The organism is Dietzia sp. DQ11-44, assembly GCF_014145205.1.
Lineage (GTDB): Bacteria > Actinomycetota > Actinomycetes > Mycobacteriales > Mycobacteriaceae > Dietzia > Dietzia natronolimnaea.
In genome coordinates this window covers 1-1,207 of the sequence record NZ_JAALEC010000292.1, presented here as the reverse complement: position 1 = coordinate 1,207, position 1,207 = coordinate 1, and the positions used below count along the sequence as shown (strand labels likewise).

The following is a 1,207-nucleotide window of genomic DNA, read 5'->3' as shown; positions in this document are numbered from 1 at the left end:
TAGTTCCAGTCGCCCTGGCCGTCGAAGGCGCCGAACTGCCGACCGGGTCCGTTCTTGACGATGAACGGGTCGCCGTTGCGCGAGTTCTCGTAGTACCAGCGTGCGTCCTCGGGGCTGACGTTGATGCAGCCGTGGGAGACGTTGCGGACGCCCTGGTCGGCGATCGACCACGGGGCGGAGTGGATGTAGATGCCGTCGTAGCTCAGGCGGACGGCGTCGTTGATGATCGAGTCGTACCCGCCGTCCTCGATCCGCAGCCCGAAGGCCTCGGAGTTCATCCGCACGTTCCGGCCGCGCTGACCCGTGTAGTAGACGCCGTTGTAGGTCTCCCAGCCGCGCATCCCCGCCGACGCCCGCATGGTGCGCACGTGCTGGCCGTTCCGTGTCACGGTGATGTGCTTGGTGCGGTCGTCGTATTCCGCGATCAGCGCGTCACCCGTGCGGAAGGCCTGCTGCCGCTTGCCGCCGGCCCAGACGGTGACCGAGGTGTTGACCGGCCAGAAGGAGTGCGGACGCCACCGCACCTCGGAGTTGTTGACCCAGTAGAACTTCCCGGCCACCGGGGGCTCGGTGCGGATCCCGAGCGTGGCCTCTGCGCGGGCCCGGTCCGCGATGGGCCGGTCGAAGAAGAACATGACCGGCTGCGCCACGCCGACGATCTCGTTCTGCGTGGGGAAGACGTTGACGTCGCCGTACTCGGGCGCGGGTCGGTCGGGACCGATCACCGGATAAGTCAGGACCGGCATCGCCCCTACCCCCGGGATGAGCGGGGTGGGCAACGGCGCGTTCTCCAGCTGGGGGATGCCGGGCGGGCTCGGGGGCATCACCGACTGCGCGTTGGCCGCCGGGGCGAGCCCCAGGACGAGGGCGGCCGCGGCGAGGATCGAGGCGAGGACCGTGATCCGGGGCGAACGGGTCATTGCTACTCCTGGGGACGACGGAGACGAGGGGTACCTCTCAGCCTAGGCGGAGGACTCTCATAGGGTGTCGTGCGCCATATCGATTGTGTTTCACCCCGACCCGCGGGGGGTGGGCCGGGGGCCGGTCCCGTGGCCGCCTCAGTAGTTCCAGTCGCCCTGGCCGTCGAACTCGCCGAACTGCCGTCCCGGGCCGCCCACCACGATGAACGGGTCGCCGTTGCGGGTGTTGTCGTAGTACCAGGCCGCGTCCTCGGGGCTGAGGTTGATGCAGCCGTGGGAGACGTTGC

The 1,207-nt window shown here is 69.0% G+C and carries 2 protein-coding genes; both read right to left on the bottom strand.

Annotated elements, in window-relative coordinates; genetic code table 11:
* Positions 1-920 (bottom strand): L,D-transpeptidase (locus G6018_RS08090; protein WP_182639347.1); only part of this gene is annotated, 920 nt, incomplete at its 3' end.
* 138 nt (positions 921-1,058) lie between these two features.
* Positions 1,059-1,207: L,D-transpeptidase family protein (locus G6018_RS08085; RefSeq protein ID WP_182609279.1), on the bottom strand; the 149-nt coding region annotated here is incomplete at its 5' end.